The organism is Mycobacterium sp. 050272 (genome assembly GCF_039023525.1).
GTDB lineage: Bacteria > Actinomycetota > Actinomycetes > Mycobacteriales > Mycobacteriaceae > Mycobacterium.
Window position 1 is genome coordinate 55493 of sequence record NZ_JBCHKV010000009.1, and the last position, 13459, is coordinate 68951.

11 protein-coding genes are annotated in these 13459 nt (G+C 65.8%); 5 read left to right on the forward strand and 6 right to left on the reverse strand.

The features are described 5' to 3' along the window. Positions 1 to 44: 44 nt before the first annotated feature. Positions 45 to 749 carry a DUF2334 domain-containing protein gene (locus tag AAHS21_RS18330; protein ID WP_342929016.1) on the reverse strand — a complete coding sequence of 235 codons (705 nt, stop codon included), beginning with the start codon at positions 747 to 749 and terminating at the stop codon, positions 45 to 47. Between the two features lie 231 nt (positions 750 to 980). On the opposite strand from AAHS21_RS18330, the gene AAHS21_RS18335 reads away from it, so the two are divergent. Both AAHS21_RS18335 and AAHS21_RS18340 read left to right on the forward strand, forming a co-directional pair. Then, complete coding sequence (locus tag AAHS21_RS18335) at positions 981 to 2600, forward strand: DHA2 family efflux MFS transporter permease subunit (RefSeq protein WP_342929144.1); 1620 nt, start codon at positions 981 to 983, stop codon at positions 2598 to 2600. Between the two features lie 225 nt (positions 2601 to 2825). Beyond that, on the forward strand, positions 2826 to 4466 hold the full coding sequence (locus AAHS21_RS18340) for a DHA2 family efflux MFS transporter permease subunit (RefSeq protein WP_342929017.1): 1641 nt from the start codon (positions 2826 to 2828) through the stop codon (positions 4464 to 4466). A 25-nt stretch (positions 4467 to 4491) separates the two neighbouring features. Here AAHS21_RS18340 and AAHS21_RS18345 read toward each other — a convergent pair whose 3' ends face one another. Then, a complete protein-coding gene (locus AAHS21_RS18345) occupies positions 4492 to 6642 on the reverse strand; it encodes a S9 family peptidase (protein WP_342929018.1) in 2151 nt (716 codons plus the stop codon). Beyond that, entirely contained in the window at positions 6639 to 7532 is an 894-nt protein-coding gene (locus AAHS21_RS18350) for a phosphoribosylaminoimidazolesuccinocarboxamide synthase (protein WP_342929019.1), read from the reverse strand. The genes AAHS21_RS18345 and AAHS21_RS18350 overlap by 4 nt, the downstream gene beginning before the upstream one ends. Positions 7533 to 7589: 57 nt before the next feature. On the opposite strand from AAHS21_RS18350, the gene AAHS21_RS18355 reads away from it, so the two are divergent. After that, positions 7590 to 8210 carry a hypothetical protein gene (locus AAHS21_RS18355; protein WP_096290199.1) on the forward strand — a complete coding sequence of 207 codons (621 nt, stop codon included), beginning with the start codon at positions 7590 to 7592 and terminating at the stop codon, positions 8208 to 8210. A gap of 24 nt (positions 8211 to 8234) precedes the next feature. Here AAHS21_RS18355 and AAHS21_RS18360 read toward each other — a convergent pair whose 3' ends face one another. Both AAHS21_RS18360 and purB read right to left on the reverse strand, forming a co-directional pair. Next, a complete protein-coding gene (locus tag AAHS21_RS18360) occupies positions 8235 to 9494 on the reverse strand; it encodes a cytochrome P450 (protein ID WP_342929020.1) in 1260 nt (419 codons plus the stop codon). Then, on the reverse strand, positions 9491 to 10909 hold the full coding sequence (gene purB / locus AAHS21_RS18365) for an adenylosuccinate lyase (RefSeq protein ID WP_342929021.1): 1419 nt from the start codon (positions 10907 to 10909) through the stop codon (positions 9491 to 9493). Before purB ends, AAHS21_RS18360 begins: the two co-directional genes overlap by 4 nt. Before the next feature lie 190 nt (positions 10910 to 11099). Between purB and AAHS21_RS18370 the strand changes: the two genes are divergently transcribed. Beyond that, entirely contained in the window at positions 11100 to 11846 is a 747-nt protein-coding gene (locus AAHS21_RS18370; protein ID WP_342929022.1) for a DUF429 domain-containing protein, read from the forward strand. 3 nt (positions 11847 to 11849) lie between these two features. Here the strand turns inward: AAHS21_RS18370 and AAHS21_RS18375 are convergent, their stop codons facing one another. Beyond that, positions 11850 to 12485, reverse strand: a complete 636-nt coding sequence (locus AAHS21_RS18375; protein ID WP_268133137.1) for a TetR family transcriptional regulator — start codon at positions 12483 to 12485, stop codon at positions 11850 to 11852. A gap of 55 nt (positions 12486 to 12540) precedes the next feature. Between AAHS21_RS18375 and AAHS21_RS18380 the strand changes: the two genes are divergently transcribed. After that, positions 12541 to 13455: an alpha/beta hydrolase-fold protein gene (locus AAHS21_RS18380; RefSeq protein ID WP_342929023.1), complete on the forward strand. Its 915-nt coding sequence runs from the start codon at positions 12541 to 12543 to the stop codon at positions 13453 to 13455. Positions 13456 to 13459 lie beyond the last annotated feature (4 nt).

Genomic DNA, 13459 nt, shown 5'->3' on the forward strand with positions numbered 1-13459 from the left:
TCAGGGTAGTGCCCGGGCCGCAGCGATTAATCAGACGGCTTAGGTCAGGCCGCGTCGAGAACCGCCTTGTCGGGCCGCCAGCGGTAGACCGTCGGCGTGCACCCGTGCATCGCAGCCAGGTCGACGGCATCGAGCATCGCTTGCAGCGGCCCCGGCTTGCGCAATTGGCGGGCCGCGACCGCTACCCGCACAATCCCGCCGCGACGGGCGATCCGCTCGGAGGACAGCACCACCATGCGGCACCACCACGGCTCGGTGAGGAATCCTTCTCCGATGCCCAGTACCCGGGTGCGCACGGTCGCGTGACGGACCAGGTCGGTGATCCCGTGCAAATCGGCCAGCAGCCGGAAACCGTTGCCCGGCAATGCCTTAACCACGCCAGGTGAGACGGTCCAACCCGGTGCGGCGAAGAGCCGGGTACGCAGTCCGAGGTGCTCGAGCACCCGGTCGGCGGCCATCAGCCGAAGGTTGGCCTCGTGTGCCCGCAGGATGGCGAACTCGCCACGGCGCTTCTTGGTGGCCGCGTCGTCGTAGCCGTGCAACACGATGGCATCGCCACCGGCGCGCCGGGCGGTCAGCCATTCGACGGTGCGCGGATCGTGGTCCAGCCGGTAGTCGCCGGACAGCCGTGGCGCGACCAGCAACGAAACCGGGACCTTGCGGGAATCCATTTGTGCGCAGAACGCCTCGACGTCGTCCAGGGTGCGCTCGCCTATCCCCGAGACCGAGACGATCAGTTTTCCAGACACAACCGCAGTTTGACGAGCGCAGGTGTCGGGATGGTGAAGGACACGCAGACTGCAGGCGTATATCGACGCGTATGCCAGATGTCACTTGCGGCCCCGATACGGCTTTCGCCACAACGGAGTTGGGCCGCTCGCGTGACGTCCACCCCCGGCGTCGCACGCTGGCGGGCGGCCCGCCCGCCGGCACGCCGTGAGCAAACGCGGACCACCGTCGCGACCGGAAAACGGTTCGATATGCTAAGCAACGCCATGGAGAAGGCCCGTTCTGCAGCGGGCGACGCCGCGCTGCCCACCGCCCCCGCCGGGCTGCTGGGTGCCGAGGAACGTGTTTATCCGGACAAGCTGGACGCGCCGCTGCTGCGGATTTCCGGTGTGTGTCTGCTGGCCACCATCATGGCGATCCTGGATGTCACCGTCGTCACCGTCGCGCAACGCACCTTCATCGCCGAGTTCGAGTCCAGCCAGGCCGTCGTCGCGTGGACGATGACCGGCTACACACTCGGGTTGGCGACCGTGATCCCACTGACCGGCTGGGCGGCCGACCGGTTCGGCACCAAACGGCTTTTCATGGGCTCGGTGGTGGCGTTCGTGCTGGGCTCGCTGCTGTGCGCGTTGGCGTCAACGATATTGCAGCTCATCATATTTCGCGTAATACAGGGCATCAGTGGCGGCATGCTGATGCCGCTCGGATTCATGATCATGACCCGGGAAGCCGGCCCCGGGCGACTCGGTCGCCTGATGTCGATATTGAGCATTCCCATGTTGCTCGCCCCGATCGCCGGCCCGATCCTGGGCGGCTGGCTGATCGACACTTCCAGTTGGAAGTGGATCTTCCTGATCAATCTGCCGATCGGGCTCGCCACGTTCATCCTGGCCTGGATCGTGTTCCCGCGAGATCACCCCGCGCGGTCGGAAACGTTCGACGTCATCGGCGGGCTGTTGCTCTCACCCGGGTTGGCGACGTTCCTGTTCGCGGTGTCGTCGATCCCGCGTTACGGAACGGTCGCCGATCGTCGCGTCGTGATACCCGCGGTCATCGGCCTGACGTTGATTGCCGCGTTCGTGGTGCACGCATTGCGCCGCGCCGATCATCCACTCATCGATCTGCATCTGTTCCAGAACCCGGTCCTCACCCGGGCCAATGTGACGATGCTGCTGTTCGCCGGCGCATTCTTCGGCGCCGGTCTGCTGCTGCCGAGTTATTTCCAGCAGGTTCTCCACCAGACGCCGATGCAAGCCGGAGTGCACCTGATCCCGCAGGGACTCGGCGCCATGCTGACGATGCGATTGGCCGGTCCACTGGTGGATCGACATGGGCCGGGCAAATACGTGTTGGCCGGTATCGCGATGATCATTGCCGGCCTGGGTACGTTCGCTTTCGGTGTGGCCAGGCATGCCGGATATGCGCCCACCCTGCTGATCGCGCTGACGATCATGGGTCTGGGGATGGGGTGCACGATGATGCCGCTGTCGGTGGCGTCGGTGCAGGCCTTGGCGCCGCACCAGATTGCCCGCGGCACCACGCTGATGAGCGTCAGCCACCAGGTGGGCGGCTCGGTGGGAACCGCGCTGATGGCGATGATCCTGACCGACCAATTCGACCGGAGCCCCGACATCGTCGCGGCGAACAGACTAGCGGCGCTACAGCAGCAGGCCGCGATCAGCGGCGTGCCGGTTGATCCGTCACAAATACCACATCAGTCACTCGCACCCGGATTTTCGGCCAATCTCCTGCACGACCTTTCGCAGGCCTATACGTCCGTATTCGTGGTCGCGGTGATATTGGTCGCTTTTACCATCATCCCGGCGTCGTTTCTGCCCAAAAAGCCTGCCATCCAAACTGCCGTCGAATAGCCCCGATCGGGGTCTCGAGCAGCACCGATACCAACTCTGCAGGATCTCGTGAAATGGCCTTGCCGCACTGATTGGCCACGGATCGAATTCGTCCGTGCGGGTGTCGAGACGATGACGGCCAGGCCGTCAGCAAGGGCGGATCTGGTCCCCCGCGCCCGGGCTTAACGGGTCGGGAATACGGGCAAAGCGACCAAATGGCGCGGTCGTCTCGTTATGCTCGGCCGTATGCTCAGCGACGCTATGGAAGGCGCGCGTTCCGCAGCCCCCAACGTCGCGATCCCCCTCGCCTCCGCCGGACACAGCGCCGCGGCGGGCCGCGACTACCCCGACAAGCTCGACGCCAAGCTGATGCGCGTCGTCTTCATCTGCGGGCTGGCCGCCGTGATGGCGGTGCTCGACAGCACCGTCGTCGCGGTCGCTCAAGGCACCTTCGTTACCCAGTTCAATTCCACCCAGGCGGTCGTCTCCTGGACGGTGGCGGCCTACATGCTCGCGTTCGCGACAGTCATCCCAGTGACCGGTTGGGCAGCGGACAGATTCGGCACCAAACGGCTCTTCATCGGCTCGGTCCTGGTGTTCATGCTGGGCTCGCTGCTGTGCGCGATATCGCCAACCATCATGCTGCTCATCGTCTTTCGAGTGGTCCAAGGTATCGGCGGCGGCATGTTGATGCCACTGAGCTTCGTGATCCTGACTCATGAGGCGGGCCCGAAGCGGGTCGGTCGACTGATGGCGATCGGGGGAATTCCGATCCTGCTCGGGCCAATCGGGGGGCCCATCCTGGGCGGCTGGCTGGTCGGCGCCTACGGCTGGCAGTGGATCTTCCTGATCAACCTACCGATCGGCCTGCTCGCGATCGTCCTCGCGGCAATCACCTTTCCGAAGGATCGCCCGGCCCCGGGGGAAAAACTCGACATTGTCAGCGTGCTGCTGCTGCCGCCGGGTGTCACGCTGTTTTTGGCCGGGGTCTCGTCGATCCCGGCGAAGGGCACGGTGGGCAATCCCGCCGTGTTGGTGCCGACGATCATGGGTTTCTTGCTGGTCGCGGCATTCGTCCTGCACTCCTTCCGCACCGACCATCCGCTGATCGACCTCCGCCTTTTCAAGAACCGCGTGGTCACCCAGGCCAATCTCGCCTTGCTGGTATTCGGTGCCCCGTTCGTCGGGCTGGGACTGCTGGTACCGAGTTACTTCCAAGTGGTGATGCACCAAACACCGATGCAGTCCGGGATGTATTTGGCCCCGGTCGGCCTGGGTGCGGTCCTGACGATGCCACTGGCCGGGGCATTCATGGACAAACGCGGACCCGGCCTGATGGTGCTGATCGGCCTTCCCACGATGGCGGTGGGCCTGGGCATCTTCACCTATGGCGTCGCCACGGAGGCCGCGTACAACCCGACGCTGCTGATCGGGCTGGCCATCATGGGCCTGGGAGTCGGCTGCACCACGACGCCGCTGTCGGCGGCGGTCCTACAGGCGCTGGCCCCGCATCAGGTCGCGCGCGGCACCACGCTGGTGACGGTCAACCAACAGGTGAGCGGGTCGATCGGCGCCGCGTTGCTGGGCGTGATCCTCACACAGCTGTTCAACCACAACGAAACCCTGGTGACGGCAAACAAGCTCGTCGCGGCCCAACAGCAGGCCAGCGGGCAACGCATGCCGATCGAAGCCTCGTCATCGGCGTGGAAAACGATGGGCCCCGAATTCGCCACCAACGTGACGCACGGCCTCTCCCACGCCTACACGGCGGTCTTCGTGGTGGCCGTCGCGATGGTGGTGTTGACAATCATCCCGGCCGCGTTTCTTCCGACGAGGCGCCCGGAGCCGGCGCAAGACCCCGAGCCGGCCGAAGCGCCGGCCGACTGATCCCCGCTAGTCGGTGACGACGCGGCTACCCGTGCGCACCGCCGCCGAGATCGTCTGCCTCGCCGCCGCCGTAGCGGTCGCCGTCGGCAGCGGCTAGCAACCACGCGTACTGAAATGCGGTCTCCTGCCAGCCCCGGTAGCGACCACTGACGCCGCCGTGGCCCGCCGCCATCTGTGTCTTGAGCAGCACCGGGTTGCCGTCGGCATTGGCGTACCGCAGCGCCGCAACCCATTTGGCCGGCTCCACGTAGTAGACCCTGGTGTCGTTCAGCGAGGTCATCGCCAGAATGGCGGGATACTTCTTCGTCTCCACATTCTCATAAGGCGAGTACGACTTCATGTACGCGTAGACTTCGCTGTCGCTCAACGGATTTCCCCATTCGTCCCACTCGGTGACGGTCAGCGGCAGCGACGGATCCAGGATCGTGGTCAGCGGGTCGACGAACGGGACCTGGGCGAGGATCCCGGCGAACAGCTCCGGCGCCAGGTTGGCCACCGCGCCCATCAGCAGCCCACCCGCACTGCCGCCCAAGGCCACCAGCTGCTGCGGACGCGTCACTCCCGAGTCCACCAAATGCTGCGCGGCCGCCACGAAGTCGGTGAAGGTGTTCTTCTTCTCCAGCAGCTTTCCGTGCTCGTACCACAACCGGCCCATCTCTCCCCCGCCGCGGACGTGGGCGATGACGAACACCATGCCCCGGTCCAGCAGCGACAACCGCGCGATGGAAAAGGTTGGATCCGTGCATATCTCGTAGGCGCCGTATCCGTAGATAAGCGTGGGCGCGGGGAATTCGAGGCCGGCGCGGTGCACGATCGAAACCGGGATGCGGGTGCCGTCGGAGGCGACTGCCCAGTCCCGCCGCTCGACGTAATCGCCCGGCTGGTAGTCACCGAGTACGGGCTGCTCACGCAACAAGGTGCGCTCGCCGGTACCCAGGTCGACGTCGTAGACCCGCAGCGGCGTGACGAGGGATCCCGCCCTGATCCGCAGCTTGGGCGAAACCCAGTTCGGATTGCCGCCCAGGCCCGACGACATCAGCTCCGAATCGAAGGCGATCTCCTCGGGCTCGCCGTATTCGCCATCAGAACCGATGGGCCACAACTGGATTCGCGGCAGTGCCGCACGCCGGTAACTGATCACCAGATGACCGGCAAAGGCGTCCGCGGCTTCGATCCGAACGTCGTCGCGGTGTGCGACCAGGGTGCGCTGTTGCGTGGGATCGCCGACCGGGGCCTCGGTGAGCATGAAGTTCACCGCGCCGTCGTTGTGCAGGATCAGGAACCGGTCCTGTCCCCCGACCACCGCATGCTCCACCGAGTACTCGACGCCTTCACGGCGCGGCTGCACGACGGTGAACTGCGCCTGCGGGTCCGCGGCATCGGCGTAGCGCACCTCGGATGTTATCGACGAACCCGAGGCGATGAACACGTACGCCTCGCTGCGGCTCAGTCCCGCTCCAAGCCAAAACCGTTCGTCTGCTTCGTGATACACCAGTTCCGACGGCTCCCCCGAGCCAAGCCGATACCGCCACACCTTGTCCGGGCGGTGGGCGTCGTCCAGGGTCAGGTAGTACACGGTCCGGTTGTCGGCCGCCCACGTCACTGTGCCCGCGATGTCGGCGATTTCGTCCGGATACTTCTCGCCGGTCCGTAAGTCCTTGAACCGCAGCGTGTATCGTTCGTCTCCGATAACGTCGACGGAATAGGCGAGCAGGTTGGCGTCCAGGCTGACCAGTGCGGCACCCAGAGCGAAGAAGTCGTGCCCCTCGGCCTCTTCATTCGAATCGAGCAGTACCTGCTCGCCCGGTATTTCGGTGTTCTCGTCCAGAACCGGCGGGTCCCAGTCATCGGGATCCGATACCGGACAACGACATTGGACGCGATACTGCTTTCCCTCGAAAGTGCGCGAGTAGTACCACCAGTCGCCCTGCCTGGTCGGCACCGACAAGTCGGTTTCCTTGGTGCGCGCCTTGATCTCGTCGAAGATCTTTTGCCGCAGCGGTTCCAGGTGGGCAAGGGCATGGTCGACGTAGTCGTTCTCGGACTCGAGGTAAGAAATGACTTCGGGATTCGACTTCTCGCGCAGCCACTCGTAGGGGTCGACGAACACATCGCCATGGTGCTCGCGCGTGGTGTCGATCCGTTTCGCGACAGGTGGGGTACCGGCCGCAGTCATGCGGCCGGGCCGATCCAGTCGCCGAAGCTCAAGCCGGAAATCCGTTCGTAGGCATTGATATAACGGTCGCGGGTGGCGGCGATGATGTCGTCCGGCAGTGGTGGTGGCGGTTGCGTGCCGTGCCGGTCCCAGCCGGACGCGGGGCTGGTGAGCCAGTTGCGGACGAACTGCTTGTCGAAACTGGTCTGGACCACTCCGACGCGGTAATCCTCGGCCGGCCAGTACCGCGAGGAGTCCGGGGTGAAGATCTCGTCGGCCAGCAGCAGATTGCCGTCGGTGTCGGTGCCGAATTCGAACTTGGTGTCGGCGATGATGATTCCCCTCGTCAAGGCATGATCGGCGGCCTGCACATAGATCTGCAGCGTGCGGTCGCGCAACTGGTTGGCGCGTACCGCGCCCACCATTTGGATCACCCGGTCAAAGGTGATGTTCTCGTCGTGATCACCCAGCGCGGCTTTGGTCGCCGGGGTGAACAGCGGCTCGCTGAACTTGCTGGCCTCCACCAGCCCAGGCGGCAGCGCGATTCCGCAGACCTTGCCGGTCGCCTGATAGTCCAGCAATCCCGAGCCGGTGAGATACCCGCGGGCCACACATTCGACCGGCATCATGTCCAGCTGGCGCACCACCAGCGCGCGACCCAGCACCTCGTCCGGAATGCGTGGGTCATCGGGCGGTCCGGCCAAGTGGTTGGGTGCCTCGACGAGGCCGAAGAAGAACACACTCATCGCGGTCAGGATGCGGCCCTTGTCCGGGATCGTGCTGTCCAGGACGAAGTCGTATGCCGAGATCCGGTCGCTGGCGACCAGCAACAGGTGCTCTTCGTCGACGCGATACAGCTCGCGGACCTTGCCGCTGGCCAGATGCTGGTAGTCGGACAGTGCAGGGCGCATCCGGCCAGCCTATCGGGAAGCCCACCCCGGCCCCGGAGCTGTGCTGGGATCGAGGCTATGAGATCGCGCTTTCTGCCCTACGCCACCACGCCCGGCCGATTGCTGGCCCAGCTGTTCAGCGACGCGGTCATCGTCGTGTGGACGGCGATCTGGCTGCTCATCGGCACCGCCGTCTACGACGCCATCTCGACGATCGCCGACGCCGGCCGCCAGGTCGAGGACGGTACCCACAGCATCGCGGGGAACCTGGCCTCCGCGGGGCATGGCGCACAACACATTCCGGTCGTCGGCGACAATGTCAGCAAGCCGCTCACCTCGGCGAGCCAAGCCGCCCTCGACATCGCCAACGCGGTCCACGACCTGGACACGACGGCCAGCTGGCTCGCGGTGCTGCTGGCGCTGGCCGTGATCGCTCCCCCCGTCCTCATCGCGGCCGTGCCGTGGCTTTACCTGCGGCTTCGCTTCTTCCGGCGCAAATTGACCGTGACGGCCCTGGCCGCCACCCCGGCCGGCGAGGAGTTGCTGGCACTGCGGGCGCTGACCAATCGCTCGCCGGCGAAATTGGCCGGCGTCAGTGCGGATCCTGTCGGCGGCTGGCGGCACCAGGATCCGTTCACGATCCGCGCGCTGGCCGCACTCGAACTACGCTCGGCGGGAATCACGATTCGCGGGCATTAGTTGCGGCGAGGGCGCGTCGCAACCTCACGATTCCTCGAGTAGTTCCACGACCAAATGCCGGATACCGGTGTGGCGGTTGCTTCGGGTCCATTCGACGGGCGCCACCACTCGCACGGCGCCGAAGCGCGACAGCAGCTCTTCGTACAGGACACGCAACTCCAGGCGCGCCAGGTTGGCACCCAGGCAGTAGTGCACGCCCTGACCGAAGCCCAGGTGCGGATTGGGTTTTCGGGCGATATCGAACTCGTCCGCCCGGTCGAAGACCATCGCGTCGCGATTCGCCGAGCCCTCCCAGATCTGTACCTTCTGTCCGGCTTCGATCGGCTGACCGCCGAGGACGACATCGCGGGTCGCGGTGCGCCGCTTCGACGGCGACGGTGATGTCCAGCGCACCATCTCTTCGACCGCCGTCGGCAGCAGGCCGAAATCCGCACGCAGCGAACGCAATTGGTCCGGGTGCTCGGCCAGCGAGAGCAGCCCGCCCGCCACCGCGTTGCGGGTTGTCTCCGCGCCGGCGCTGAACAGCAAGCTGAAGAACAGATACACCTCGAGGTCGGACGGCACTGGTCCGTCCACCTCGTCGACCGTCGCGTTCGCGACCACCGACAGCATGTCGTCGGTCGGTTTGGCGCGTTTCGCGGCGATCAGCTCCTGGCCGTAGTTGTACATCCGCGACCCGGCCGCGGCGTCTCTTTCAGACGCGGACAACTGCGAAAGCGCCGCCTTGCGCGAGCCGCCGAAGTCGAACTGCGGCTCGATGGCCTCGAACAGCCAATGTCGTTCGGATTCAGGCACTCCCAGTAAGATACAAATCATCTGCATCGGGAGTTCGGCCGCGATGTCGACGAGGAAGTCGAACGGTTCGCCGGGCACCACGTCGTCCAGCAGCCGTCGGGCCCGGGCCCGCAGATCATCTTCGACGCGCCGGATCATCCGCGGCGTCAGTCCGGAGCTGACCAGCCGCCGGATCTGGGAATGCCGCGGGTCGTCCATCATGTTGAGCACCTGGCCCGCGATTGACAGGTCCTGCAACAACGTACCGCCAAACGGCCGCGCCCCGCCGGTCACCGATGAGTATGTCACCGGATCCTTCAGCACGGCAAGGGTTTCCGCGTACGTCGCAACCGACCAAAAGCCCTCACCGTCCGGGGTGTTGTCGGTCGGCTGGTGCCAATAGACCGGCGCCTCGCGGCGGTGCACCGCGAACAACTCGTGCGGGAAACCGTTGGCGAAGTTATCCAGATCGGTGAAGTCGATCCCCGAGATCGCGCCGGCGACGGTCACAGGATGGCACCCGGAGCATATTTGGCCGCGTCCGGATAGCGACCCACCAGCGAATCGACCATTGCGGCAACCTCATCGACCTGATCCGCGGCGGCGCCGGTGAAGGCTTTCCTGTCCGCCAGCGCCGCCTCGAGCGCCGCGCGATCCAGCGGCAGTCGATCGTCGGCGGCCAACCGGTCCAGCAGATCGGGCTCGGCGCCGCGTTCCCGCATCGCCAATGCCGTCGCGACGGCGTGCTCGCGGATCACGTGATGCGCGGCCTCACGCCCCATTCCGGCCCGCACCGCCGCGATCAATACCTTGGTGGTGGCCAGGAACGGCAAATAACGATCCAGCTCCCGTTCGATCACGGCGGGGTAGGCGCCGAACTCGTCGAGCACCGTCAAGAATGTCTCGATTTGGCCGTCGATAGCAAAGAAGCTGTCCGGCAGGGCAACTCGTCGTACCACAGAGCAGAATACGTCGCCCTCGTTCCACTGCGCGCCGGCCAGCTCGGCGGCCATCGAGGCATACCCGCGCAGCACTACCTGCAGCCCGTTGACCCTTTCACAGCTGCGGGTGTTCATCTTGTGCGGCATCGCCGAGGAACCAACCTGGCCCTCCGCGAACCCTTCGGTCACGAGTTCGTGCCCCGCCATCAGTCGGATGGTGTGGGCCATTGACGACGGTCCGGCACCCAGCTGCACCAGCGCGGAGAGCACGTCGTGGTCCAGCGACCGCGGATACACCTGTCCGACACTGGTCAAAACCGTTGTAAAACCCAGGAATTCAGCAATACGGCGCTCGAGCTCGCTCAGCTTGGCTGAGTCACCGTCGAGCAAATCGAGCATGTCCTGCGAGGTTCCCATCGGCCCCTTGATCCCACGCAGCGGGTAACGGTCGATCAACTCGCGCAGCCTGGTCAACGCGACCAGCGTCTCCTGGGCCGCGGATGCGAACCGCTTACCCAGCGTGGTGGCCTGAGCGGCGACGTTGTGGCTGCGTCCGGCCATCACCAGATCGCGATACTGCACCGCCCGCTCGGCAAGCCGCGCGGCCACTGCCACCCCATGGGAGAAAACTAGTTCCAGCGACCGCCGGATCTGCAGCTCCTCGACGTTCTCGGTCAGATCGCGACTGGTCATCCCCTTGTGCACATGCTCGTGACCGGCCAGCGCGTTGAATTCCTCGATGCGAGCCTTGACGTCGTGCCGCAGCGCCCGTTCGCGGGCCGCGATCGACGCCAGGTCCACATCCTCGAGCACTCGCTCGTAGTCAGCGACCGCTTCCGCGGGCACGGGAACACCGAGTTCGGACTGCGCCCGCAACACGGCCAGCCACAGCCGCCGCTCCGCGACGACCTTGGCCTCCGGCGACCAAATCCCGACCATCTCGGCGCTGGCGTACCGGGCGGCCAGCACATTCGGAATGCTCACAAGCACACAGCTTACGGTCGGCACAGCCGGCATGGTTCTTCGCTTCGGCAGGACCCAAAGTGCCCGCCTCCGAGCGACAATTTGATCGTCACCCTGACAAATCTCCACGTTGTCGCTCTTAGGCGGGCACACGGGACGTCGCTCCGACAACACACCGATGCGACGAGCGCTTACCGCATAACCTGTCCCGATGCATTTCCTCGGCGTCGACCTCGCGTGGGGCATCCGCAGTCCCACCGGTATCGCCGTCGTCGACCCCGACGGCTGCCTGGTCAGCGTCGGCGCGGTCCGCGACGACGACGAAATCCTGGCGGCGTTGCGCCCGTACGTGCGAGGCGATTGCGCCGTCGGCTTCGACGCGCCGCTCGTAGTGAAGAACCGTACTGGTCAGCGCCCGGCCGAGACGGCGCTCAACCGCGACTTCCGCAGATTCGAAGCAGGCGCGCACCCGGCCAACACCGGAAAACCCGAATTCGCCAACGGGCCTCGTGCGGCGCGGCTGGCCGAGGCGCTGAGCCTCGACTTGGATCCACACTCCACCACCGTCCGGCGCGCGCTCGAGGTCTACCCGCACGCGGCGACCGTGGCGTTGTTCCGGCTGGAGCGGACCCTGAAATACAAGGCCAAGCCCGGCCGCACCCTTGAACAGCTCAGATCCGAGCTGCTGTTGCTGATGGACGGGGTCGAGCGGCTTGCCGACACCGACGTGCCGATGCGCGTCGCCGATCACCGCGACTGGATCGCGCTGCGCGAACAGGTGACCGGCGCGCAGCGCAAGAGCGAGCTGCGCCGCGCCGAAGACCCGGTCGACGCCGTGATCTGCGCCTATGTAGCGCTATACGCCCAGCGTTGCCCGGCCCGCATCACGATTTACGGGGATTCGGCCAGCGGATACATCGTCACGCCGTCCCTGCCTGCCGACCTGACCAGGCAATAAGGGTCAGATCCGCACCGGCCGCTCGTCGATCGGTGCCAGCACGTCGATGATGTCGATCACCGTTCCCATCGCCGCGGTGCGCGGATCGCGCCCTTCGACCAGCGCGGAGACCACCGAGCCGTCGACCGCGCAGATCAGGGTGCAAATCAGCTCGATACGCACGGCTCGCCCGGATCGGTCGATCGCCTCGGCGACGGCATCGGCACGCTGACGCAGGCTGCGGCGCATGGTTTCGCGCAACGCGGTCAGGCGGGTGCAGGCGATGTTGCGCTCGTATCGCGAAATCAGCTGCTCGACGAGGGTCTGATCGGACAGGTCGCCCACCAAGAGGTCGACCAGTACTTCGGCGGTGGTCTCGGGCCCGCGACGCCGGCGGGACAGCGCGTTGACCCGCGCTCGCAGCTGGGCAACCTCGATCATCGCGATGTGTTCGACCGCGCGCGCGATCAAATCGTCCAGGGACGAGAAGTAATAAGTGGTGGACGCCAAGGGCAGACCAGCACGCTGTGCGACCGCCCGGTGCCGCACTGCTTCGAACCCGCCTTCGGCAAGCAGCTCGGCGGCAGCGCTGACTAACGCATACCGTCGACGTTCTCCTTTCGGAGTAACCGCTGCAGTCACGAGTAGCCATCGTGCCAGTCAAAGTGGTACTGCATTGCCATTTCCGCTAAACGGCCCGCCTGACGAACATGGCATGATGGCCCGCATGCCCGACTTGAGCCGTCGCGCGGTGCTCAGTCTTGGTGCCAGCGCGGCTATAGGAGCAGCGGGCGCGTTTGCGCTCGACAACCTATTACACACCAGAACAACTCGCAGCATCCCGGTTTCGAGTGCGAGCACGCAGGTTCCGTTGGCGCCGCCGACCGCGCCGCTGGAACCGGCTCCTCCCGGGGACCCGGCGCCGACAATGACAACGGGTGCTTTCACCTCCGCGGCGCGTGGCGGGATATCGACGAACTGGGCGATCGCCCGGCCCCCGGGACAGACCAAGGCGCTGCGTCCGGTTATCGCCCTGCACGGCAAGGGCAGTGACGCGGCCACGGTAATGGCCGGCGGCGTCGAGCAGGGTCTGGCTCAGGCCGTCAATGCGGGGCTGCCGCCGTTCGCGGTCGTCGCCGTCGACGGCGGCGGCGGCTACTGGCACAAGCGGTCGTCGGGCGAAGACTCCGGTGCGATGGTGCTGGACGAACTGATTCCGATGCTGGACAGCCAGCGGCTGGACACCTCGCGGGTGGCATTCCTGGGCTGGTCGATGGGCGGCTACGGCGCGCTGCTGCTCGGCGGCCGGCTCGGACCGGCGCGCACCGCGGCGATCTGCGCGGTGAGCCCGGCGCTGTGGATGTCATCCGGCGCGGCCGCGCCCGGCGCTTTCGACGGTCCCGACGACTTCGCGGCGAATTCAGTGTTCGGAATGCCGGCGCTGGCGTCCATTCCGATCCGGATCGATTGCGGCGACAGTGATCCCTTCTACGACGCGACCAAGCAGTTCATCGCGCAGTTGCCGCACCCGCCCGCAGGTGGTTTCTCGCCCGGCGGGCACAACCCCGCGTTCTGGAGTTCGCAGCTACCGGCCGAACTGACCTGGATGGCGCCGCTGCTGACGGCCTAGGCGC

Bases quoted from the DNA above. Each gene is read 5' to 3' on its own strand.
- AAHS21_RS18335 (WP_342929144.1), top strand. From the start codon at position 981: ATGCTAAGCAACGCCATGGAGAAGGCCCGTTCTGCAGCGGGCGACGCC.
- AAHS21_RS18350 (WP_342929019.1), bottom strand. From the start codon at position 7,532: ATGCGCCCTGCACTGTCCGACTACCAGCATCTGGCCAGCGGCAAGGTC.
- AAHS21_RS18380 (WP_342929023.1), top strand. From the start codon at position 12,541: ATGATGGCCCGCATGCCCGACTTGAGCCGTCGCGCGGTGCTCAGTCTT.
- AAHS21_RS18345 (WP_342929018.1), bottom strand. From the start codon at position 6,642: ATGACTGCGGCCGGTACCCCACCTGTCGCGAAACGGATCGACACCACG.
- AAHS21_RS18370 (WP_342929022.1), top strand. From the start codon at position 11,100: ATGCATTTCCTCGGCGTCGACCTCGCGTGGGGCATCCGCAGTCCCACC.
- AAHS21_RS18355 (WP_096290199.1), top strand. From the start codon at position 7,590: ATGAGATCGCGCTTTCTGCCCTACGCCACCACGCCCGGCCGATTGCTG.
- AAHS21_RS18340 (WP_342929017.1), top strand. From the start codon at position 2,826: ATGCTCAGCGACGCTATGGAAGGCGCGCGTTCCGCAGCCCCCAACGTC.